The sequence below is a fragment of the Agrobacterium sp. SORGH_AS 787 genome (genome assembly GCF_030819035.1).
Lineage (GTDB): Bacteria > Pseudomonadota > Alphaproteobacteria > Rhizobiales > Rhizobiaceae > Agrobacterium > Agrobacterium larrymoorei_B.
Genome location: NZ_JAUTBG010000001.1, coordinates 100,478 through 123,018, shown reverse-complemented (window position 1 = coordinate 123,018; position 22,541 = coordinate 100,478). Strand labels below are relative to the sequence as shown.

The following is a 22,541-nucleotide window of genomic DNA, read 5'->3' as shown; positions in this document are numbered from 1 at the left end:
GGATCTTAAAAATATCAGCCTGAAAAGTGGCCGTTTGTTTAGGCGTGGGCGAAATTTACATTCATCTGAAATCCTGAGAGAACCGGACAAGTCGAGCTGAAAGATTACAGCACCGTCGTTTCTCAAATAGGTTTCGCGCTGAAACTTTATCTCCTGCGTGACCGGCACGACCGCCCAGATAGCTGGGCCTCGAGAGATGAAACAATGAGTGAGTACAGTTGACACCTGATCATGCAAAAAGGCTTGATGAAGTCAAATTGCTTAACAATGGCTTCGTTGTCGCGAAAGTGGGGTTTGCCTTCGAGCTCTACCTTTCGAATGGCCAAGCGGTAACGACACGTCTGGCGCTTTGCAAAATACTGAGGGAGTACCATGCCCTATTCCATGGTCGGTTATCGCACTATCTCAAGGTCGATGCGAACCGGCTGACCATGATCGATGGTGAGGCTTATCTGAATTATTTTGACGCAAAGGCCAGCACGATTTCACCGGATGAGCCGATGGACGCGATGGTGTTCGGTTATCCTGACAAGAGGGTTGTCGACGAGCCCCAGGCTTTGGCGATTTCATTCACGGTGAGCGGTCCCGAGCCTCTTTTTCCGCACGGAAATTCCAGCATTTGCGCGTACTTTCCCTGCTCCTTCATCGTTGAAAAAGGATATCATTATTTTCGCGATCTCGTTAGCCGCTGGTGCTCTATGGTCGATGCCGTTCACGGCGGTGCCGGCTTTAGCGTTCTGTTCGAACACGGCTCCTTTTCCGGGAGTTCTGGAGGAGTGGCTACCTTACCGGCTCTGAAACGGTTTCCCGGGCTGGATTTTTCTGACCCCAATGTATTTCAGGTGGAGGCTGCTCGTAGCGATGGTCTTCAAATCAAGTCGATCAACTGGCTGACCATTCTATCCGATGGAATTGTCGAGCGCCTTGGCGGAAGGCAGGTACTGGAAGCTAAATTGGGAAGCTCGTGCCCGGTTTTTGACTTCAACGGCGGTGTGATAGTCCAAGCGGGAGACGAACCGCAACTGGGAGACAACAACCGCGGGATCGTCCTCGATGACTATCGTCGGGTTTCCGGAGCGCTGAAAGTGGTGCGGTTCAAAGACTACAAGCTGGGATTGATTGCCTTGCCCGAGCCATATGACGACATGGAAGAGACGTTGAGTTGGATCAGGCGCTTCGATTGATCGACCGGGGTCCAATTTGACCGAAGCCTTTACCACTCAAGGGTATTGCCCATTGCCATAAAAATTCTGACATGCGGGGCGCTCCATCCTGCCCGGCGTAAAGCAGTCTTAAAGATAAAGGCGCTCATATGGACGTTGCCTCAACGTCAAACGACAACAGGCCACGCCGGATGGGCGGACTGGGATGCCGGCTTTGGGGACATCGATAAATCTGGTATGGGGCCGTACCATTGAGCTCGGAGGCGAGGCGGAAGCTTGTGACTCAGCGACTGTGAAAGCCGAACGAGGCACGCTCGATGACGGCAAAAGGTGTGTTTAGGGTTACTGGTTGATAGTTCCGAAATGATATAAAAGCGCTTCTCGCTATACGCCCGAATCGCTAAGCGGCAATTGGCCGCACGGATTGCAAGCCCTCGATAGCTTATATCACGGAGATTGAGGCGTTGACCCTTCCACAAATTTCACAAGAAGAGAAACTCCTCGCAAGGTACCTTGAGACGAGCTTGGGCGAGCGTCCCAAATTCTTTATTCACAGGGAGGAGCCAACAGATCCCGTATATGTTGCTATCGGGCGTGTAGGTGATAGCCCTTCTCATCAACTCATGGCCTTAGCTACCAACGGCATTTCCAATTATCCGCTGTATGCCTCCGATGGCAGTTTTTATCCTGATACTCGCCTTGAGCTTGTCGGTGCTTGCGAGACAGATCAAGCCGACGACTTCGAACAAATGATTTTTTTCACTGCCCGGACAATCATAAAGCAAAGATGGTTTTGCGCACCCGGCACATTTTTAAGTAACGCGGTTTCTCGTTTCGGAAAATTCGGCGATATGCAACATCTCTACTTCACAACGCCATTTGCGTTCGATGGGTTCTCGACTGAAATTTTTGGTGAACGTAAAGTGTCATGGCTTTCGCCCGTTCCCGTTTCCTCAGCAGAAGTGCAGTTCGCACGGGATAACTCAATTGAAAAGTTAGAGGAGGCGTTCGAGGAGAGCGACGTCGATTGGTTTAATTTGAAAAGAGCTTCAATATTTTGACCATTGTACAGGCACGAATAGCCCGCTCAAAGCACTGTTCCAATGTGAAAGGACGCCGCCGGAAGTTGGTTAGCCTATTCCATGTCACTATCACCTGATCATTGGCGTTTTGACACTGGGAAAGTTCATCGTAGCCGCGCTAACGGCTTTTAGGGAGTTTGATCTATGACAGGATTAACAAGTTTCGAAGACGGGTGGAAAATAGTTAATGCTAATGTGTCGTAAGCAGTTTTTTTAGGACCGGCGACCGGAGAAGATTTATTGAAATCTTCGAAGTTGATCGGCTTATAATTCGGCCAGATTACGAATTATTTCTCAAGCAGCTTGGAGTAGGTACTTTTAGAGACGCCGAGTTTTAATGATAACTACGAACAAATTTCGCGAAACTTCTGTGCCCAGTATGGCGTGGCGAACATTGGACGACAGAGAATGCGCGAAGGCAATGCGAAAGTCGTTCGGCATACCTTGGTGAAGTGGCCCACAAATGCGGGGTTGCGTTTGGTCTAAATTCGACGTGGGCAAAGCCGTAGAAAGACGGTCCGCCACAATCCCTGGCCGCACCCCGCATGCTCCAACCTTCTTAGGTCGAAGCACGTGGGGATCAGCTAGAGGATCAGTTGGTCCGGTAACGTGCTAGCCAGTGCGCGTAAGGTGGTGGCAGCGTCGCCCAAGCAGGATTTTCAACGCCGAGTACTTTCGCTGCGGCATAAGGCCAGTGCGGATCGGTTAGTAGCGGACGGGCCAGCATCACCATATCCGTTTTGCCGTCCTGAATAAGAGCATCGGCCTGAACAGGATCGCTGATGAACCAGCTGGTCGATGCCGGCAGGTCGGTCTCAACGTGGACGCGTGCGGCTATCTCTGCGAGGAAGTTTGCACCCCACGGAATTTGCGCCGTTGGTGTGGAGAAACCGACGCTGACGTCAATTGCGTCGAGACCTGTTTCCTTGAAGCGGCGAACCAAAGCGATCGATTCTCGAAGGGTCTCTTCGTCGCGCCCATCAAACTCGATCACCCCGAAACGGGCCGTCAGCGGGAGGTTTTCGGGCCATACTTTGCGCACGGCGGCAAGTGTCTCAATCAAGAACCTCCCGCGGTTTTCGGGGCTTCCTCCGTATTCATCTTGCCGCTGATTGGAGTGTACAGAGAAGAAGCTCTGCGCCAGGTAGCCGTGCGCAAAATGCAGCATAAGCCATTCGAACCCTGCATCGCGAGCCCGTTCGGCTGCAGCAACAAAATCCTGCTGCACGCGAAGAATATCTTCCGTTGTCATCTCAGCCGGCACTTTCCCGAGGTCGCCGCCAAAGGCCACAGCCGATGGTGCGATGGTCTGCCACCCACGCGGGTCACCATCAGCTATATGATCATCACCCTCCCAAGGGAGATTGGCGCTAGCCTTACGGCCGGCGTGGGCAATCTGGATGCCCGGCGTCGAGCCCGCGGATTTAATGGCCTCAACGATTGGGCGAAGCGCTTTGGCTTGGGCGTCGTTCCAGATGCCAAGATCGCCGGGTGTAATCCGCCCTTCCTTCGAAACAGCCGTTGCTTCCAAGATGACGAGACCCGCACCGCCGCGCGCTAAGCCTGCATAGTGGGGAAGGTGCCAGTCAGAAACCATACCATCCGTGGCCATGTACTGGCACATGGGGGAAACCGCTATTCTATTGCGTAGGGTAACGCCTTTGAGGGTGAAAGTGTCAAACAGCTTTGCCATCGATGGTCTCCAGGTTCGAGGATACGGCCGGTCTACAACTTCGTTAGTTCGATTACAATAGAACAATGGCGCCGCGATCGTACCTGTGTTAACAACGGTAGCATGAGAGCCATGAAACATCCCTCCGTTCAAGACGTCAGCCTAGAGCAAGTGTTCTACGCCCTGAGTGATCCTGTGCGCCTCGAGATCGTGCAAAAGCTCTGTGTTACTGACGAGGCAACGTGCAGTGCGTTAGATGGGGGCCGGCCTAAGTCTAGCGTTTCGCATCACTTTCGAGTCTTGCGGGAAGCAGGATTGGTACGGACACGCAATGAAGGCGTCACACATATGAATGCGCTTCGACGCGCCGAACTAAATGAGCGATTTCCAGGGCTACTAGACCTTGTCGAAGCACTCATGCGTAGTAAGCCCGCGTCATTCCGAGGCACTGATGGCGACGCAACAAGATCTCATCTTTGAATGAAGCAGGTCGTTTTCAACTACCGTCGGCCTGTCCCGAAGAGCTAGAGAAATACTAAATAAAGTTTCGCCTAGAGAGACAGGCCCGTGGCTCTGGAATCGTAACTGCCACATCGCAGCACGTCCAGTTGCCTATCGCTACTCCTTACCCTATGAATCCGGAGAGGAGGGCGGTGCTATTAGGAAACCGTTGCAAAGCTCTACCCAATCCATCTGATGTGGTTGGGCTCTGACGATCAAGCAGACGTTTCCAAGCACAAATAATCGCGCTGTCCGCGCCAGCTAAAGCTGGCGCAGTCTCATTTTTCGAGCTCTTTCAGGGTAATGTACCTTTAAGGAATAAGGTGGTTCTTGCGCAAGCTCTCGAAAAGGCCGAAGAACGCATCGTCGGTTGGCTGGTATTCGTTGAAGCCCAGACGGCGGCTTTTACTCATGTCGGTTACGACCTCGATGGGACGGCACAAATCCGCATCCGTGTGCCATGGAGAAGCGAGGCGATCAATGTCGGGCTCCACTAGTTTGTCGCGTTTGGCGATGTCTCTCCAGATCGCAGCATCGCTGTCCATCTGATCGCTCAGAGGACTGATCGTGCCATCGAAAGGCGCTGCCTCTATGCCAAACCAGCCAGCAATTCTTTGCCACATCCATTTCCACCGAAAAACATCGCCGTTGACGACATTGAACGCCTGATTGAAGGCCCGAGGTGTATCGGTTGCCCAAAGCAGATGTTTCGCTAGAAGGTTGGCGTCAGTCATATCCGTCAAGCCGTTCCACTGACTGGACGAACCGGGAAAGCGAAATGGACGACCCGTCTCTCGGCAGATGGTAGCATATACGGCGAGCGTCGTTCCCATGTTCATGGCATTTCCAACGGCTTGGCCGATGACGGTATGGGGACGGTGGACACTCCAGGTGAAACCATCGCGTTCAGCAGCGGAGAAGACTTCATCTTCCTGAGCGTAATAGAAGTTCTCAACATCAAGACGCCCTTGTTCCTCACGAAAGGGCGTTTCCGGTAGAGTGCCTTTGCCGTAGGCCTCGAATGGCCCGAGATAGTGTTTCAACCCTGTCACGAGTGCGACGTGTCGTGTCGACTGACCAGGTCTTAGACCATCTAGAAGGTTGCGTACCATGGCCGAGTTGACACGTATATTTTCAGCTTCGCTCTCCTGGCGGGCCCAGGTTGTGACAAAAACCGCATCGGGGCGCACATCGTGTAAAGCCAGCGCTGTTTCTTCTGCATTCTGCAGATCAGCGGTAACGGATAGGATCTGCTTTTGAGCGCTAGGTCTCCGCGCCAAGCCGTAGACCGTCCAGCCTTCTTTCAGCAACAGCTGTGACGTTGCGTTGCCGACGATCCCGCTTGCACCGACGACCAATGCTGTTCTAACCATGATAATGCTCCATTTTTTGATCGAACCACAGTTAGGCATCAGGCAGGTCGACATGTAGATGGCACAGTTTGGGGACATGGATACCAGGAGGTGACCACGATGAGACCGGGTAGCGATGAAGAGGACTGGCGCGAGGACTGCGCGCCCCGCCGGGTGCTGGAACTATTCTCGACCAAATGGACGAGCATGATCTTGCATACGTTGCACAAACTTCATCAGGGTAGGGCAAGGACAGGTGTGTTGGAACGAAGTCTGCCCGGCATCTCAAAAAAGATGCTGACGCAAACATTGAAGGAGATGGAGCATTCCGGACTTGTTTCGCGACATGTGCATTCGACGAGACCGCCTGCCGTCGAATATCGACTGACCGATCTAGGTCAGCGTTTCGTCGAACCCGTCGAGCTACTGTATGCTTGGGGCAGGGACAATGCCGATGCTCTTGACGCGCTTGAACCTCGTCGAACCTCAAGGCGGTAGGTGTCTGGAAGCTAGGTCGATGTCATCGATATCGTCGTTCCAGAATAGCAATGATGACGCGCACACCGGTCACCGTATGCAAAAAGATAAATTCCTCCACCGTTTGTTCACCGCGGGATACGGCCATCGTTGCGACACGCAGTCTATTCGCTCAGAAAAAACCGAGCTTGAGTAAGGCGTGGAGTATCCCCGCAACGGCAATGAGAGCGGCTCAACAGCGATTGTGAAAACGGGGGGGCAAGATCCTCATGGACGGCATTCGACCTGTCTTTGCGCAGATGAAAAGGATGGCTTGGAGCAACTGACCAATCGTTACGAAGCTGCTACCCTTGCAAACGGGCCCATGCGCTAGCTGCTTTTGCTGTTCGCCAACACGGCTTGGGGGAATGGCCATATTGGTCGTGCGCGCCACCATTTCTCATGCAAAGGCGGGCGAAAGAACGAGAGACGAACTCCCTTCGCGGGGAAATGGGCGCCTTATGTCAGTCATGGCAGGCGACCTCGTCGGTTATAGCAGGCTCATGGAAGACAACGAGGTCGATACAATGGATCGGCCGAACGCTGCTTCAGACGTCACAGACACGATCAGCGAAGACCATGATGGCGCGATAACAGGTACAGGCCCAGCTACAAAAAGAAACCCTCCGGATTTGGAGGGTTTCAGTAAGCCGAATTTTTCCAAACGCCATAACTAGAGCGCGCTTTGTCGGACCACCGTTATCTTTCCGAGCTCGACCAGCGGCGTGACGTCGAGGATTGCACCTTTCTCAGCCAGATCGAGGCTGTAGAGAAAGGCGCGTTTAGCTGGGTGGTTGTCTGCGGTCTCTATTTTTTCGCTGCCGATGTAGGGGCCGGCGGGAATGGGAACTCCTGCGGCTTCACAGTCCTCGATCGCTCTAAAACGTACGGGTGCACCTTCCATTTGTACCTCCTCGGGTTTGGCAAATGAAGAATATGCAGCTGGTACTGCCGAATTATGATGCCCTGAAACAAACCGTGAGGCAACATCTAGAGGTCGATTTTTTAGAGACTTCATCACCTGTCGCGGGGTGATATTAAACAGCGGGCTGCTTAGCGGATGCTCGATGGCCAAGTCTCCGATGGCTGTAAAGAGGGGAAGAAGGGAACAGAGCGGTTCTTTTTGAGCATCTGTTCTTATCCTCGAGGAGATCCTGAGGCATATCGCACAAAAGTGTGCAGCGGTTTTGCAATAACGACAACGAAATGCAACAGACAAAGGGCATAGGAGCGAACGCGAGAGATCGCGAGCTACAGCTGACCGACGGGCCGCTCTGTTTTGCAGGATTAGATCTGCATTTTTTGTCTATGATGTTGGGTGCGGGGGACCCCGCCGGGATGGTCGACCCGCGAACGAGGACGTCACCAGCAGTGCGCGTGAGTTTCTTCTCCGCATGCAGACCCCTGGGCTTAAATCGTTCCATCGGACAACAGGCATCCTCTCGAACCATAACCTTCACTCTCGAGTTTGAAGGCCTCCGGAATAATTTCACTGTCACTCACTATGTCGTGAAACCTTTCGTACCGCCCGTCGTTCAGCGCCCATGAAAACTGACGACGTAAAAGCTGAACCGGCTGTTGGCGCGGAAAATACCGCAAACAAAGCCGTATCCTCCCAAGATGTTGATCATGATGCCGAGGAGCTTCCCCCAGAGGAAGTGGAACCTGCTGCGGGCCTGACGCCGGAAGAGGCTGAGGAAGCACGCCGACGGTATCTGCTCAAACGATTTTGGATCAGCGCGCGGGGCTTCTGGAGCCGACGCGGTGACAAGCTGGCATGGGTGTTCACGCTAGGCCTACTGGCGATGATCGGCATCAATGTTGCCATTCAATATGGGGTCAATGTCTGGAATCGCGGAATATTCGACGCGATCGAAAAACGCGATGCGTCTACGGTCTATTCTCTCGCATCCATATTTCCGCTCCTGGTTCTAGGGAGCGTCTTCATCGTCACGTCTCAGGTCTATGTCAGAATGCGTATTCAGCGCCGCTGGCGGTCTTGGCTGACTAAGGTGTTGGTTGGCAGATGGATTGCGAACGGTCGCTACTACCAGCTGAACCTGATTGATGGCGATCATAAGAATCCAGAGGCAAGGCTTTCGGAAGACATGCGCATCGCTACCGAAGCACCGGTCGACTTTGTCTCCGGCGTAATCGCGGCCTTCGTATCCGCCTCCACCTTTATCGTTGTCCTTTGGACAATCGGAGGCGCGCTAACTCTGCAGGTCGGTGGGGTTTGGGTTACCGTCCCGGGCTTTCTGGTCATCGCAGCGGTCATATATGCGGCAATTACCTCGACAGCTATCGCCTTCATTGCCCGAAATTTCGTCAAGGTTTCCGAGGTGAAGAACCAGGTCGAAGCGGAGTATCGCTACACACTGACGCGGGTCAGAGAGAATGGCGAGAGCATCGCACTGCTTGGTGGGGAAGAGGAGGAGCGCAGCGATCTTGACAAGAGATTCGGTAATGTCCGGGGGCAGTGGCGGCTCATGGCGCAGCAATATATGCGCACCACCGTCGTCTCCAATGGTTCGATGTTGATTGCACCCGTCGTGCCGCTCCTGTTGTGCGCACCTAAGTTTCTTGATGGCAGCATGTCGCTCGGCGAGGTCATGCAGGCAGCGTCAGCTTTCACCATTGTGCAGTCCGCCTTCGGCTGGCTCGTCGATAACTATCCGCGCCTCGCGGACTGGAACGCATGCGCACGACGCGTGGCGTCCTTAATGATGTCGCTTGATGGCCTTGAGCGGGCGGAAAAAAGCGAGACTGTCGGCCGTATTTTACGTGGTGAGACAGAGGGCGAAACCATGCTCGGACTTAAGGATGTATCCGTCGCGCTGGGCGATGGCACCGCGGTCGTCAAAGAGACAGATGTGGCAATTGGGGCGGGCGAGAGGGTGCTGGTTTCAGGTGAGTCCGGTTCGGGCAAAAGTACGCTGGTTCGAGCGATTTCAGGCCTCTGGCCATGGGGCGGTGGTAGCGTGAATTTTCGCGCTGGCAGTCAGCTTTTCATGCTGCCGCAGCGGCCATACATTCCAGCCGGGACGCTACGGCGCGCCGTGTCCTACCCGCAGCCGGCGGAAAGCTGGACAGCGGAAGAGATCGGCGTGGCTCTAGAAAAGGTTGGTCTCGGTCAACTCAAGGACAAGATCGAAGACGAAGCGCCTTGGGACCAGACTTTGTCTGGCGGTGAAAAACAGCGGCTTACTTTTGCGCGCCTGCTGCTCAACGCGCCCGACATTATCGTCATGGATGAGGCGACCGCAGCCCTGGATGAAAAAAGCCAGGACAAAATGATGCAGACTGTTATCGATGAGCTTCCCGATGCCACGATCATTAGCGTGGCTCATCGTGCCGAGCTTGAAGCATTCCATAGCCGAAAGATTACGTTGGAGCGCCGTGAAGGTGGCGCGAAGCTGGTAAGTGACATTGAGCTCATTCCTCAGAAATCAAGGAAGGGTTCCGTGCTCCGGCGGATGGTGAAGCGGAACTGATTTTTTCAGGACGAGACCTATGGCTGCCTCGTGGTGAAGCCAAGATATTGCTGGGAGCTCACTATCCTAATCCGCACCAAGAGTGTTTGAGGCAACGCACCGGACGATTTTTTTAATCCGATCCGACCTGTTGCGTAGAGACGACTTCGAACACGGAGCCACGGTTGCCCACACGCTGAGAAGCCAGGCCCCGGCTACCGGCGCTTTCCTTGTAGGAAATCCAGCATTCGCGAACATCGGCTGTGCTTCATAGATCAGTGCCGTCAAAGGTCCTTATGGCGCCGCTGGATGTCTGCAAACGTAGGCTAAGACCGCGCGCTATCCGACCGCCATCGACTCGCGAGCTCGTCTTCAAAGGCGATTATGCCTCAACGGACCCACTGCATCCCATCTATCTCTATATCTTGGCCCGTCAGAAAATTTGGCTCCGAGGTCGCGAGGAACGTTACTACGCTTGCAACATCCTGCGGCGTACCAACCCGTTTCATCGCTATGCCTGCCGCAAGCTGCGCTTCTCGCGCGTCGATCATCGCGTTAGAACGCTCAGTCTTTATAACACCAGGGCAAACGGCGTTGACGACAATTTCGGGTGCAAGCTCCTTCGCAAGTGCCTTCGTCATTCCTAGAATACCGGCTTTGGCTGCAGTATAGGAGAACTTGCTGACGGCACTCGTGACGCCGCCGGTATGAGCGTTCATCGAGGACATATTGATGATGCGGCCACCGCCGTTACGGCGCATGACGGGGACCGTCGGCTGGATGTAGTTGAACGCGCCCTTGAGGTTGATGTCGATAGTGGTATCGAACTCCTCCTCCGAGATGTCCTCTATTCCCTTCGGCATGGGGCAACCAGCATTGTTGAAGAGAACGTCGATCCGCTTCCACGCCGCTTCGACCTCCACCACGATCTCGGCGGCCCGCTTGTGATTGCGCACATCGGCCACAAAAGTCAGGGCTTGGCGCGACAGGTCACGGATTTCTGCTGCGGTGCGCGCCAGATCGTCGCCAATCAGATCCACAAGAACGATATCGAAACCGTGCTTTGCAAGATCCAATGCACAAGCGCGGCCAATGCCACGACCACCGCCTGTGACCACAGCGACTTTGTGGGGCTCATCAGTCATCGGCGTTCTCCTTGGCGTAACGCGCAATGTCTGCATGCGTGCCGAACCACACGTCGTCATGGCTCTGGATATGCTGGATAAGCTCTTCGAGGATGAAAATACGCGACCGGTAACCAGAGACATGCGGGTGCATGGTCAACAGAAACAGACCACCTTCATGATAGGCACGGTTGAATTCACGTTTGAAGATGTCGAGTACGGCAGACGGCGGTGTGTAGGGGCGGTGGGCGGTAAAACGGTTCATGTTGAAATAGACGGCATCGTCTCTGATCCATTCTACCGGCAACTCCACCATGCCGGTCGGCTCGCCGTCTTCAAGCAGCTCATAAGGATCATCGTCAGCCATCAGTGAGCTATCATAGAGAAGCCCGAGTTCACGCTCGATTTGCAGAGTAACCGCCGAAAAATCCCAAGATGGAGTGCGCATTCCCAGCGCGCGAACGCCAGTGATCTTCTCTATCGTGTCGGCAGCGCGCAGATGCAGTTCGCGCTCTTTTTCTGGCGGCACTTTCGTGTTCACCTCATGGATCCAGCCATGCAGACCGATCTCATGGCCCTCGGCGATCACGCGTTTCTGCTCATCGGGATACAAGAGTGCGGCAACGGCTGGCACGAAAAAGGTGGCGGGCACGTCGGCTCGCTTCAAGGTTTCCAGAATGCGTGGGACGCCCCGGCGGTTGCCATATTGGCCCTGCGACAGCCGACCGATGGATTCCCCACCGTCACGCAATTCATTGGTTTCGTGGTCGCTGTCGAAGGAAAGCGCAACTGCACAGCGCGCTCCGTTCTTCCATATCTTTGGCTTCAGCGAACGACCGGCGCGAACTTTCTCGACCTTGCCACGCCATGTGGCCTCATCCCATTCCCAGGGTTCCATAAAACGTTCTCCCTCGTATTTATTCGGCAGCTTGCGGCAAAACTGGAACGGCAGCGAGCAGTCGCTTCGTGTAATCGTGCTGCGGATTAGAGTAGATCGCGCTCGTTTCGCCTTCTTCGACGATACGGCCCTGATACATGATGGCAACGCGATCGCAGAGATGGCGAACCACGGAGAGATCGTGGCTGATGAAGAGCAGCGACAGATCAAGCTCTGACCGTAACCGGATCAACAGATTGATGATCTGCGCCTGTATAGAGACATCCAGAGATGCGACTGGTTCGTCGCAAACAATCACATCAGGCTGCATGGCGAGTGCGCGCGCAATGGCAATGCGCTGTCGCTGCCCACCGGAGAACTGGTGCGGAAAACGATTGGTAAATGTCGGATCAAGCCCCACCGCTGCCAGCCATTTTCTGACGTAATCGGGTGCCTCCGCGCGGCTTATCAACCGATGCGCGAGTGGTCCTTCAGCGACGATATCGCCAATGCGCATGCGGCCATTGAGAGATGCGAACGGGTCCTGAAAGATGGTCTGGATTCGCGTCGTGATCTTTGTCGGGCTACGGCCAGCACTCATAACCGGATGACCATTAAGGCGAATCGCCCCCGTCGTTGGCACAGTGATGCCGGCTGCCATACGCCCCAGCGTTGACTTGCCAGAACCGGATTCGCCCACCAGCCCCAGTACTTCACCGCGACTCACTGTGATCGAGACGCCATTAACGGCTTTGACGACAGCTACAGGCTGCGAAAGGCCGGACCTGATGGCCCACCCGTGCAGAAGGCCCACGGGCTTTTCGAAGCGCTTTACGGCATTGTCGATCACCAGGTAAGAGCTGCCCAGCGGAGGTAGATTGGCAGTCGCTGTCTTTCGCGGTGGTGGTGCCGCATCGGCAGTACCGCTGCCGCGCAACAACAGCTCGCCGGGTTTGGCGCGCGAAGGCAACGCTTCAAGCAGTGCCTTGGTGTAGTCGTGCTGCGGTTTCGTCAAGACACCCAGAGCTGGGCCGACTTCGACGATTTTGCCGGACCTCATCACGGCCACCCGGTCAGCGATTGAGGAGACGACTGCAAGGTCATGGCTGATCCACATCAGTGCGGTGCCGAGGTCAGCGACCAGTTCCTTCATCTCGGCCAGGATTTCAGCTTGGATTGATACGTCCAGCGCAGTTGTCGGTTCATCGCAAATGATCAGCTTGGGCCGGTGCAGCAGGGCGATGGCAATTGCCACACGCTGCCGCATGCCGCCGGAAAACTGGTGCGGAAAGAAATCGACCTTGCGTTCGGGATCGCTGATCCGCACCTGAGCCAAGGCCTTGATCGCGCGATCGCGCGCGTCCGAGCTACTAATGTTTTCGTGGGCTTCCAACGCCAGCTTGATCTGCGTGCCGATGCTCAGCACCGGATTTAGCGTCATCATCGGGTCTTGAAAGACCATGGAGATGAACTTGCCGCGAATGGCGCGCAGTTGGTGGGCAGGCAGGCCGACCAACTCACGACCCTCCAGCTTGATGGACCCCTCAACGATACGGCCGGGCTCATCGATCAGACCGATGATGGAGAAACCGGTAATCGATTTGCCAGAGCCGGATTCACCGACAACACCCAGCACCTCACCGGGGGCAATGGAAAAGGAGATGCCATCGACGGCCTTCACTTCCCCTCGGCCACTTGGGAACCAGGTCTTCAGATTGGTGACGTCGAGAAGCGGTGGAGCAGATGTAGCGAGAGTTAATGGTGTCATCGGCGAAGCCTCGGGTTGAGCTGGTCGCGTATCTGATCACCGACAATATTAAGCGAGAGGATGAAGAGGATCAGGGCGACGCCGGGATAGATCGAGATCCAGTAACGGCCCGAAAGCAGGTACTGGAAGCCGTTGGCGATCAACATGCCGAGGGATGGTTCTGTCGGTGGCAGGCCGACACCGAGAAAGGAAAGCGTCGCCTCAAGCGAAATGGCGCTCGCCACCTGTACGGTCGCGACAACAATGAGCGGCGGGAGAGAATTAGGCAGGATATGTTTTAGCACCACACGCCACGGTGAAAGCGGAATGGAGAGTGCTGCCTCGACGTAATCCTTTTGCCGTTCGGCTGCTGCAGCACCATGGGCGGTGCGGGCAAAATAGGCGTATTGGGCGAAGATCAGCGCCACGATGAGCTGATAGCGCCCCTGACCAAGAACCGCTGCGATGACGAAGGCGAGTAGTATCGCTGGAAAAGAAAGCTGCAAATCCACGATGCGCATGACAAGGCTCTCGAAACGCCCGCCGATATAGGCGGCAGCGCAGCCGACCACGGCCCCGATGACGAAGGCGACGCCGCCGGCGATGATGCCCATTTGCAGCGAAATGCGCAGACCATAGATGATGGCAGACAAAAGATCACGGCCTTGCGAATCCGTACCCAGCCAGTGGGTGTAACCGCCGGTACCGACATAACCCGGTGGGCGGCGGGCATCGCGCAGCACCAGATGGGTGAGATCGTACGGGTCCTGAGGCGTGACCAGTGGGGCGATGACGGCGACCAGTACGATGAAGAACACCATAACGGCAGCAGCAAGAGCGACCCTGTTGCCGCGAAATTCCTCCAGGAACCGGTAGAACGGAGTATCGCGCATCAGGCACGTCCCTTTCTCAAACGCGGGTCGAGCAGCGCATAGACGAGGTCGACCGCGAGATTGATGACAATGAACAGAAGGGCGACGAACATCAGGTAAGCAACCATGACAGGCCGCGTCGAGCGAGGTGATGCTGTCGATGATGAGTTTGCCAAGCCCCGGCCAAGAAAAGATCGTTTCAGTCACAACCGCGAACGCCAGTGTCGAGCCGAGTTCCAGCCCGAAGACTGTGACAAGCGGGATCGAAATCAGCCGTAGAACGTGACGGCTCAGCACAGTGAATTCCGAAAGACCTGCGGCACGCGCAAACTTCACGGTATCGCTCAGCATCAGTTCACGGGTCCCGGCACGCGCAAGCCGGATCATCAACGAGAACTTGAACAGTGCTAGATTGAGCGCGGGCAATATCAGATGGCGCAAGCCATCCCCGGTCAGGAAGCTGAAATCAATACCGAAAAGACTGATTGTTTCCCCACGTCCACCGGCCGGCATGCAACCGCATTGAACCGCAAAGACCATGATCAGCATCAGCCCGAACCAGAAGGTTGGTACTGAAAAGCCAAGGATTGATAAGGTCATGATGGCTCGCGAGACAGGACTGTGTGGGCGGTAGCCGGCATACATGCCGATGGGTATGCCAATCAGGCTGGCAAACAGCACCGCAGCCAACGTCAGTTCCAGCGTTGCCGGAAGGCGGGTCAGGATCAACTCGCTGACGGGCATGTTGTAGACAAAGGATCGCCCAAAATCGCCATGGAGGATGCGACCAACAAAGGTCAAATATTGCTGCCACAGCGATTGATCCAAGCCATATTGCGCAATCACGGCAGCACGAATGTCCTGCGTCGCGTCGGGAGAGATCAAGACGTCGATGGGATTGCCGACAGCGTAGACACCGCAGAACACGAGCGCCGACATGGCGATGACCACGATGATCGCCTGCCATAGCCTTTGCAGGATGAAACCAAACATACGTTACCAGTTCTCCCGTTTTATGCGGGTTTGCCCGTCTCTTTACGATCTGCGTGTGGTGGTCAGTGCCAGTTAGTCTCCAGCAGCGCGCGCGTCTCCATCACGGCTGTATCCCAGATCGCCAGCATGTCTTCATCTGGTCGCTGGTAGAGCCCGTGATAATTGCCATCGCCCAACAGTTCGCGTTTACGTGCTGCGCCGACGCGCGCCAGTGCTGCGTAGTCGATCTGCGGTTTGGATGTGTCCGGCTGGCGTTGATCCGTCGTGCGTGTCCATGGAAAGTTCTCCATCCAAGAGGCATGCGAAGCGGCCGGATCGATCTCCTGCACCTTGGCTAACGTCTTCGGTGCTCGCCACCAGTCGTGGAATTTGACGGACGCATCCGGATGCGTGTTCAGCCACTCGGAGATGACGGTCGTCGCGGGCACATTGCCGCCGTGGCCATTGATGACGAGGATGCGGCGGAAACCGGAACGGTACATGCTGTCGAGCAGGTCTTTGATCACGCCGATATAGGTAGACAGCGACAGCGTTAGCGTTCCGGGAAACGTCGCGAAGGATGAGGCAAGACCATAGGGCATGACCGGAAAAACTGGGATACCCAGCGGCTCGGCGGCGTCGATAGCGATCTTCTCGGCGAGGATCATATCTGTGGCGAGGCTAAGATAGGCATGCTGTTCGACGCTTCCGATAGGTAAAATGCAGCAATCGTTTTCCGCAACGCGCTCTTCAACGTGCATCCAGTTCATGTCGGCTATCTTCAATTCACCATCCTCATTCTCATTGTCGAGGCAAACGCGCAAAGAACGTCCACCATACCGCGCTAAAGCACAATATTTGTGCTTTTTGCCCATCTGCGCCCCTTCGAGCAAAGTTCTAAATGGAACTAAAAAAAGAAATTGACAGCGAATTAAACCAGCGTCAAGTTCCATACGGGACTAAAATGAATTTCCTTGAGGCGAGGGTTGAGTGCGACAATCACGGATACCAACACTTGATGTTCTGCTGCGGGAAGGTGGCAAAGCCGCCGCCGGAAGCCATGGGGTAGAGCCGCTTGTTTCCATCAAGCTTTGGCACAATCCGTGTTGGCTGTCGTTTCGCTTCAACTTTCTCGCGCTGCAATTCAATGAGCCGATCTACCGACTGATCGAAAAGGAACATGGGATTCCGCGGCCGGAATTCGTCGTGCTTTATTCGCTTGGCCTGTCTGACGGACTGACCGCTAGCGCCATTTGCAGTTCGTCCGGCTTTCCCAAGAATACGATCAGCCGCGCGATTCAGAAACTTATCGACAAGAACATTATCCGCCGCGACATCGATCAGACGGATTTGAGAAGTTTTGTTCTCACCATCACCGACGAAGGCAAGCGCATCGTTGAACAGGCGATGCAGCCGATGGTCGAGCGCGAGAAGGCGATGATTTCATCCCTGACGCCTGCCGAACAGCTGATGCTGTCGGAACTGCTCGCCAAGGTCGTCGTGGATTCACCGAATTGGCCACCAATGACAACGACAGAGGAGAACGAAGAATGATTATCGCCAAATCCTTCCAAACAGCCGTGGTTGCAGCGGCATTGCTCGGTGGCGTCTCAAGTGCCGCCCTTGCGGCCGATCTAACAATCGGCGTGCGCGCCGGCCCGCTGTCGATCGACCCGGATTTCACCGCTGCTGGCACCCACGCCGAAGCGATGAAGCATATTTACGACTCTCTGATTAAATCTGGCAACAACCTCGAACTTGAGCCTGGTCTTGCCACCAGCTGGACGGCAATTGACGACAGCACCTGGGAATTCAAACTGCGTCCGGGCGTCAAATTCCACGACGGATCCGACTTTACCGCCGAAGACGTGAAATTCTCCATCGAGCGCATACCGCGTGTTGCCGGCCCGAACCCGACTACGATCTATGTGCGCCGCGTGAAGGGCGTCGAAATCGTTGATCCGCTCACCATCCGCGTCAAGACCGATGGCCCGGCTCCGAACTTACCGAATGATTTCATCCGTTTGTTCGTCGTCTCGCACATCGCTGCTAAGGATTATTCCGACAGCGCCGAAAAGGCATCCGAAGGCTTCAATTCCGGCAAGGCTGCCATCGGCACCGGTCCTTACAAGTTCGTGTCGTGGACGCCCAAGGAACAGCTCGTTCTGGAAAGGTTTGACGGCTACTGGGGTGGCACTGAGCCGTGGGACAAGGTCATCCGCAAGGAATTGCCCAATGATGCGGCTCGCGTGGCCCAGCTGAAGGCCGGACAGGTTGATCTCATCGCACGTATCCCGGCCTCCGACGTGCCGACGCTGGAACAGGACTCGAAGCTGACTATCGTTCGCCAGGACAGCGTCTATCTGTTCAATATCGCCTTTGACTTTCGTGAAAAGTCGCCCCAGGTTAGCGCCAAGGATGGCACACCGCTGCCAAAAAACCCGTTCATCGATCCAAAAGTGCGCGAGGCATTCGACCTTGCCATCGACAGGGAAACCATTACCGAGATCGCCATGGAGGGCATGGGCACGGTCCAGTCACAGCTCGTGACACCGAACATTTTCGGTTACAACCCCGATGTGAAGCCGACGAAATCTGATGTTGAAAAGGCAAAGGCTCTGTTGGCAGAAGCCGGGTACCCGGACGGCTTTAAGGTCACCTTCTCCTTCACCAATGACCGCCTTCCAGGCGACAAGGATGCCGGAACCACGATCGCGCAGATGTTGGCCGCAATTGGCATTCAGGTCGAAGCGAATGCCCAGCCTGGAGCCGTCTACTTCCCCGCCAATACACGCGGCGACTATTCGCTGACCATGTCTGGCTGGGGCACGCTGACAGGTGAGGCCAACTACACACTGTCGTCTCTGGTTCACACCAACGAGCCAGCAAAGAAGCTTGGTGCCTTCAATATTCGCGGTTATTCCAATCCTGCACTGGACAAGTTGATCGAGCAGGCTGGTCTCGAAATGGATGCTGGCAAGCGAGAGCAATATCTAAAGGATGCCAACGCGATCGTGGCCTCCGATCGGCCTAATCTGTCGATTGCCTCGATCATCTCGGCATGGGGCATGAAGAAGACAATCACCATCGTGCCACGTTCGGATGAAGATACGTTGGCGATGAATATTCGTCCTGCCAAGTAATCTGCGCGGACCGCGTAGACGCAGCCGGGTGAGGCTTTGCCCGGCTGATTTTGTTTAAGGGAAGGAAGAAGCATGGGAAAGATCGCATTGGCGATTCATGGTGGTTGCGGCGTGATGGCGAAACTTGGCCTCACCGAAGCAGAGTGGGAGGCAGCGCGTGTTGATCTCGCCCATGCGTTGCGAGCCGGCTGGGCAGTCCTTTCATCCAATGGCTCAGCGCTTGATGCGGTGGAAGCCGCAGTGGTCGTGATGGAAGATAGCCCGCATTTCAATGCCGGTTATGGCGCGGCGCTCAATGCTGCTGGTGACCATGAGCTTGAGGCCTCGATCATGAACGGCACAACGCTGGAGGCCGGTGGCATCACTCTTGCAAGACGCATCCGCAATCCGATCAAGGCCGCACGGCGTGTTATGGAAAAGGGTGAGGCAGTTATGATGGGAGGCCCGGCTGCGGACGATTTTGCCAGAGTAGAAGGTCTAGACATCGTCGAGAACGCATACTTCACCACGGAAAAGCGCGTCAAAGCACTGGCTGCGATGAAGGCCCATGCCGAAGAAGGAACAGAGGCTGTGGCGAGTGAATCCGAAAAACACGGAACGGTTGGAGCGGTTGCTCTCGATGCGGCTGGACACCTGGCGGCGGCGACCTCCACGGGTGGTTACAACAACAAGCCGGTCGGTCGTATCGGCGACACGCCCATCGTTGGCGCTGGCACCTACGCGCGGGACGGCGTCTGCGCTGTATCTGGCACCGGCAAAGGCGAATTCTTCATCCGCTACGCGGTGGGTCACGAAGTGGCAAGCCGCATCGGATACCTCAACGAGACAGTGGAGCAGGCAGCTTCCAGGGTCATTCATTACGACCTGAAACCACATGGTATCGGTGCCGGGCTTGTCGCCGTCGGTGCAGATGGCTCGATTGCTGCGCCCTATAATACAGATGGTATGTTTCGCGGATGGGTCACATCCGAAGGACAGTTCTTCGTTGCTACTCACGATCAGGTGTTTGCGCTATGATGCCTGGTCTTGGACGCAATGCACCACTTGATGCGGAGCGTTTTATCAACAAAGACTGACGCATACAAAGCGCGTCGTCATCCGCAGTCGTTTCCTGAAGCGCGGCCCGTCGGGACGCGGTAATTCCGAGGACCAAGTGTACTTGGTGCACACATCAAAAAGCTCAAATTACTGTCACCGGTTCAAGCGGCCGACGAGCAGCTGAGTTACGGTCACCGCGGAAGCGTAAACGCTATAAGGAAGATGGAGCGTTAGACGAAGTGACGCCGCTCATTTTTAGGCGATACTTGCGCGGCGTGCAGCCCATAACGCGCTTAAAGGCGGTGCTGAAGGCGCTGTCAGAATCATACCCGACCGCTATCGCAGCCGAGGATATGGTTTTGTGGGGCTTCCTTAGCGCATCGGCAGCCAGCATCATGCGCCAACGCGTGAGATATTCCATTGGACTGGCGCCGACGCTCGCCTTGAAGCGGAGCGCGAAAACCGTGCGCGACATACCCGCGAGCTTGGCCATTGCAGCGACGCTCCATTTGCGAGCCGGCGCCGCATGCAGGGCCGCGATCACCGCCGCCATGGGAGGATCAGCCAGCGCAGAAAGCCATCCCACACGCGCGCCATCGCGCATGGTTAGGTGCTGTCGCAGCGCCTGTATCAGTATCAGGTGCGAGAGGTGCTCGACGAGAAGATCGCTGCCAGCTCTAGGAGCCCGTAACTCCGCCATCATTCTATCGAGCGCCCAGCGCATCGCCGTCTGATCGGTTTCGTCGTTAATATGGACAACCGGCGGAAGCAGGCTCAGTAGCAGACTGGAATCAGGACTGTCGAAATCAAAATGCGCGGCGCAGATAAAGCAACCGCCGCCCTCTCCGTAGGTAACAATCTCGCCGTTGCTTCGGCCAGCCAAGAAGGTGGCGGCATCCACAGGCGCGAGATTTGGGTCGCTACTGATGCGAAAGGAACGACCGCTCGCCAGCAAAACGCAGTCACCGGCTCCAAGTCGCAACGGGTGCGGGTTCTTCCTCAACCGTCAACCAGCATGCACCTTCCAGTATCGCGTAACAGTAGAGGCCCTCATGTGGGGGGAAGCGGATGGAGAGGTCGCCAGCGGCATCCGTGGCACCAGTCTTCAGTCGACGCGGCTTCAAGATGGTCAAGATGTCGGACAATGGATCCATTTTCGAACGATCTCGAGGATTTTCAGGATAATTGAGCATAGATGGTTCGAAGCGGCGCGGCTAGTCTCAAGACGTTCGTTCATAAAAGGATATCTTATGTCTTTCCCCTGGACTCCCCAGCCGCCGCGGAGCGGTAGCATTTTTGAGACGCGATGATGATGGCGGTGCTTGCGTTACGGTCCCGCGTGGACCGGTGCATATGGGCGGTGGCGGCAGTGGCCTCAACCGCTTTGGCACTGGTTTCCTATAGGTATCTTACAGGAAAGGGGCCGATCCCGCCGAATATCGCGGCAAACCGGTATTTCGATCCGTGGATCGCGGTGCATGCGGCCGGTGCCGCTACGGCACTACTTTTGGGCCCCTGGCAATTTTTGCCTGGTGTAAGGACGCGGTGGCCGTGGGTCCACAGATATATTGGCCGTCTCTACACACTTGGATGCGCAAGCGGCGGCCTGGCGGCGCTCGTGCTAGTCGCGGGTCAGACCTCGGGTCTGGCGGCCGGTGCGGGTTTTACCGCACTCAGTCTTGCTTGGCTCACTTCGACGGGTCTGGCGGTTCGCGAGGTTCTCGCCGGCCGTGTCGTAGCGCATCGACGATGGATGATACGATCCTTTGCTCTCACGCTCTCGGCAATAACACTTCGTATCTACGTGCCGCTCGCGGATGTCTTCGACGTCGACTTTCTGACAGCCTATCGTACCATCGCGTGGGCGTGCTGGGTTCCCAACGTGCTCCTCGCCGAGATCTATCTCTTGCGTCGGCCGATCTCCTCGGCAGTCGCTCATCCGGTGACAATTCCTGGGGAATAATCAAATGCGTATCTTCTTGACGGGAGCGACCGGTTTCATCGGGCCAGCGCTGATCGAGCATTTGTCATCAAAAGGCCACGAGATCGTCGGACTGGCCCGTTCAAGGACAGCAGAGCATAAATTACGATCTTTGGGCGCGCGTCCAATTGCTGGCAGCATCCTGGATCTCGATATCCTCCGTAGAGGTGCTGCCGATGCTGATGGCGTTATCCATCTCGCCTACAGCTTTTCACCCAGCGACCTGTCGCAACGAAGACTTTTCAACGCGCTGCTCGGTGGTTGGCCTGGCGGCATTGTCGGCAGAATGATGCATGCCATCACGGCTACGAACAACGCGGCCGTTGATGCTTTGGCCGGCGCGCTGAGCGGTTCCGGACGCCCGATGGTGACGGCGTTCGCCACCATGGGCGTGGCCAGCGCACCTGGCAACCACGCTGAACGATGCGCCATAGAAACAGATGCGCCCGATTGCCGGTCGCCCGGGCACGTTCGTGCAGTTAGCGAGGCACTGGTAAAGCAATGGGCGGGGCGGGGCGTTCGTGCCTCTATCGTCCGGCTAGCGCCTTCGGTCCACGGCAGAGGCGATAGCGGCTTAATTCCACAACTCGCAACAGTGGCCCGTAAGCATGGTGAGGTCCTTTATGTTGGAGACGGTTCAAATCGGTGGAGCGGCGTGCATATCGGTGATGCGGTGTCTCTTTTCGAGCTGGTGCTGGAGAAGGGCCGGTACGGGGGTGTCTATCATGGCGCGGTAGAAGAAGGGGTCGACTTCAGGCTTATTGCGGAGATCATGGCAAGACGCCTCGGACTGCGCGTGCGATCTGCAACTCCAATTTACGCCAAGCGCCAGCTTGGCTTCCTGGCGCCCTTCGTGGCAGTCGACAATCCCGTCGACAGCCAGCGGACCAGACAGGAACTCGGCTGGCAGCCGTTTGGACCCACACTAATCGATGACCTCGAAGGACCGGACTATTTCGGATAAGTGCTCGGCCAGTGTCGATCAGGATCGCGTGTCTTTTTCCACGACAATCCTGGACAAGATCCTA

General features: G+C 55.8%; 20 protein-coding genes and 1 pseudogene. 10 read left to right on the top strand and 11 right to left on the bottom strand.

The annotated features are described in order from the left end of the window. Positions 1-218: 218 nt before the first annotated feature. Together QE435_RS00500 and QE435_RS00495 are read left to right on the top strand one after the other, a co-directional pair. Positions 219-1,184 (top strand): type VI immunity family protein, encoded by a 966-nt coding sequence (locus QE435_RS00500; RefSeq protein WP_349039803.1) that lies wholly within the window; start codon positions 219-221, stop codon positions 1,182-1,184. Positions 1,185-1,627: 443 nt separating this feature from the next. Then, positions 1,628-2,224, top strand: coding sequence for a suppressor of fused domain protein (locus tag QE435_RS00495; RefSeq protein WP_349039802.1), 597 nt, complete (start codon positions 1,628-1,630; stop codon positions 2,222-2,224). A gap of 613 nt (positions 2,225-2,837) precedes the next feature. Here the strand turns inward: QE435_RS00495 and QE435_RS00490 are convergent. Continuing rightward, positions 2,838-3,938 carry an NADH:flavin oxidoreductase/NADH oxidase gene (locus tag QE435_RS00490; protein WP_349039801.1) on the bottom strand — a complete coding sequence of 367 codons (1,101 nt, stop codon included), beginning with the start codon at positions 3,936-3,938 and terminating at the stop codon, positions 2,838-2,840. Between the two features lie 102 nt (positions 3,939-4,040). Here QE435_RS00490 and QE435_RS00485 point away from each other — a divergent pair, with 102 nt between their 5' ends. Further along, a complete protein-coding gene (locus QE435_RS00485) occupies positions 4,041-4,397 on the top strand; it encodes a helix-turn-helix domain-containing protein (protein WP_349039800.1) in 357 nt (118 codons plus the stop codon). A gap of 332 nt (positions 4,398-4,729) precedes the next feature. Here the strand turns inward: QE435_RS00485 and QE435_RS00480 are convergent, their stop codons facing one another. Continuing rightward, positions 4,730-5,791, bottom strand: coding sequence for an SDR family oxidoreductase (locus tag QE435_RS00480; protein ID WP_349041097.1), 1,062 nt, complete (start codon positions 5,789-5,791; stop codon positions 4,730-4,732). A gap of 99 nt (positions 5,792-5,890) precedes the next feature. On the opposite strand from QE435_RS00480, the gene QE435_RS00475 reads away from it, so the two are divergent. Then, positions 5,891-6,268: a helix-turn-helix domain-containing protein gene (locus QE435_RS00475; RefSeq protein WP_349039799.1), complete on the top strand. Its 378-nt coding sequence runs from the start codon at positions 5,891-5,893 to the stop codon at positions 6,266-6,268. A 691-nt stretch (positions 6,269-6,959) separates the two neighbouring features. Here QE435_RS00475 and QE435_RS00470 read toward each other — a convergent pair. After that, positions 6,960-7,190 (bottom strand): hypothetical protein, encoded by a 231-nt coding sequence (locus QE435_RS00470; protein WP_349039798.1) that lies wholly within the window; start codon positions 7,188-7,190, stop codon positions 6,960-6,962. Positions 7,191-7,830: 640 nt separating this feature from the next. On the opposite strand from QE435_RS00470, the gene QE435_RS00465 reads away from it, so the two are divergent. After that, positions 7,831-9,780 (top strand): ABC transporter ATP-binding protein/permease, encoded by a 1,950-nt coding sequence (locus QE435_RS00465; RefSeq protein ID WP_349039797.1) that lies wholly within the window; start codon positions 7,831-7,833, stop codon positions 9,778-9,780. Positions 9,781-10,148: 368 nt separating this feature from the next. Here QE435_RS00465 and QE435_RS00460 read toward each other — a convergent pair whose 3' ends face one another. The 6 genes and pseudogenes from QE435_RS00460 to QE435_RS00435 form a co-directional block, all read right to left on the bottom strand. Beyond that, the gene (locus tag QE435_RS00460) at positions 10,149-10,904 is read right to left on the bottom strand and encodes an SDR family NAD(P)-dependent oxidoreductase (protein ID WP_349039796.1); all 756 of its coding nucleotides are present in this window, start codon (positions 10,902-10,904) and stop codon (positions 10,149-10,151) included. Then, positions 10,897-11,781, bottom strand: coding sequence for a polysaccharide deacetylase (locus tag QE435_RS00455; protein ID WP_349039795.1), 885 nt, complete (start codon positions 11,779-11,781; stop codon positions 10,897-10,899). Before QE435_RS00455 ends, QE435_RS00460 begins: the two co-directional genes overlap by 8 nt. Before the next feature lie 19 nt (positions 11,782-11,800). Further along, positions 11,801-13,528 carry an ABC transporter ATP-binding protein gene (locus QE435_RS00450; RefSeq protein ID WP_349039794.1) on the bottom strand — a complete coding sequence of 576 codons (1,728 nt, stop codon included), beginning with the start codon at positions 13,526-13,528 and terminating at the stop codon, positions 11,801-11,803. Then, entirely contained in the window at positions 13,525-14,400 is an 876-nt protein-coding gene (locus tag QE435_RS00445; protein ID WP_349039793.1) for an ABC transporter permease, read from the bottom strand. The genes QE435_RS00450 and QE435_RS00445 overlap by 4 nt, the downstream gene beginning before the upstream one ends. Next, positions 14,400-15,372: pseudogene (locus QE435_RS00440) on the bottom strand (ABC transporter permease). Before QE435_RS00440 ends, QE435_RS00445 begins: the two are co-directional and overlap by 1 nt. Before the next feature lie 62 nt (positions 15,373-15,434). Then, the gene (locus tag QE435_RS00435; RefSeq protein WP_349039792.1) at positions 15,435-16,304 is read right to left on the bottom strand and encodes a creatininase family protein; all 870 of its coding nucleotides are present in this window, start codon (positions 16,302-16,304) and stop codon (positions 15,435-15,437) included. A gap of 37 nt (positions 16,305-16,341) precedes the next feature. On the opposite strand from QE435_RS00435, the gene QE435_RS00430 reads away from it, so the two are divergent. From QE435_RS00430 to QE435_RS00420, 3 genes are all read left to right on the top strand, one after another. Further along, positions 16,342-16,905: a MarR family transcriptional regulator gene (locus QE435_RS00430; RefSeq protein ID WP_349039791.1), complete on the top strand. Its 564-nt coding sequence runs from the start codon at positions 16,342-16,344 to the stop codon at positions 16,903-16,905. Beyond that, entirely contained in the window at positions 16,902-18,494 is a 1,593-nt protein-coding gene (locus tag QE435_RS00425) for an ABC transporter substrate-binding protein (RefSeq protein WP_349039790.1), read from the top strand. The genes QE435_RS00430 and QE435_RS00425 overlap by 4 nt, the downstream gene beginning before the upstream one ends. A 72-nt stretch (positions 18,495-18,566) precedes the next feature. Continuing rightward, on the top strand, positions 18,567-19,511 hold the full coding sequence (locus QE435_RS00420; protein WP_349039789.1) for an isoaspartyl peptidase/L-asparaginase: 945 nt from the start codon (positions 18,567-18,569) through the stop codon (positions 19,509-19,511). Between the two features lie 232 nt (positions 19,512-19,743). Here QE435_RS00420 and QE435_RS00415 read toward each other — a convergent pair whose 3' ends face one another. Both QE435_RS00415 and QE435_RS00410 read right to left on the bottom strand, forming a co-directional pair. Then, entirely contained in the window at positions 19,744-20,487 is a 744-nt protein-coding gene (locus QE435_RS00415; protein ID WP_349039788.1) for an AraC family transcriptional regulator, read from the bottom strand. A gap of 7 nt (positions 20,488-20,494) precedes the next feature. Beyond that, a complete protein-coding gene (locus QE435_RS00410; protein WP_349039787.1) occupies positions 20,495-20,677 on the bottom strand; it encodes a cupin domain-containing protein in 183 nt (60 codons plus the stop codon). A 161-nt stretch (positions 20,678-20,838) separates the two neighbouring features. On the opposite strand from QE435_RS00410, the gene QE435_RS00405 reads away from it, so the two are divergent. Both QE435_RS00405 and QE435_RS00400 read left to right on the top strand, forming a co-directional pair. Next, on the top strand, positions 20,839-21,495 hold the full coding sequence (locus QE435_RS00405; protein ID WP_349039786.1) for a DUF2306 domain-containing protein: 657 nt from the start codon (positions 20,839-20,841) through the stop codon (positions 21,493-21,495). A gap of 4 nt (positions 21,496-21,499) precedes the next feature. Further along, complete coding sequence (locus QE435_RS00400; RefSeq protein ID WP_349039785.1) at positions 21,500-22,477, top strand: SDR family oxidoreductase; 978 nt, start codon at positions 21,500-21,502, stop codon at positions 22,475-22,477. The last annotated feature ends 64 nt before the right edge of the window (positions 22,478-22,541 follow it).